The 271-nt window shown below is 34.7% G+C and carries 1 protein-coding gene; it reads left to right on the forward strand.

From position 1 onward, the window contains the following. A partial coding sequence (locus tag AB6N09_RS05700; protein ID WP_411131956.1) for an ankyrin repeat domain-containing protein occupies window positions 1–271 on the forward strand: 271 nt, incomplete at both ends.

Here is a 271-nt window from a genome sequence, read left to right on the forward strand (position 1 = left end):
TTTAATGATTGCTGAGGATGTTTTAAAGTATTGTCCTGATATTAATAATCAAAGTAACAGAAGCTCTCTTAAAACCGCAGTGCATGGCTATGGAGAAAAGTATAAAAAGATTGTTGAGGCTCTTCTAGAGTATGGTCTTATTGTTAACCCCGAAGATGCGAATAATCCTGAGTTATTACATGCTGCTGTTGAAAAAGGATATTTGCAAATTGTTGAAGACCTATTGAAGTATGGTGCTGCTGTTAATGCGTTACACAATTCACCATATAAA

The organism is Wolbachia endosymbiont of Tettigetta isshikii (assembly GCF_041154185.1).
Classification (GTDB): domain Bacteria; phylum Pseudomonadota; class Alphaproteobacteria; order Rickettsiales; family Anaplasmataceae; genus Wolbachia.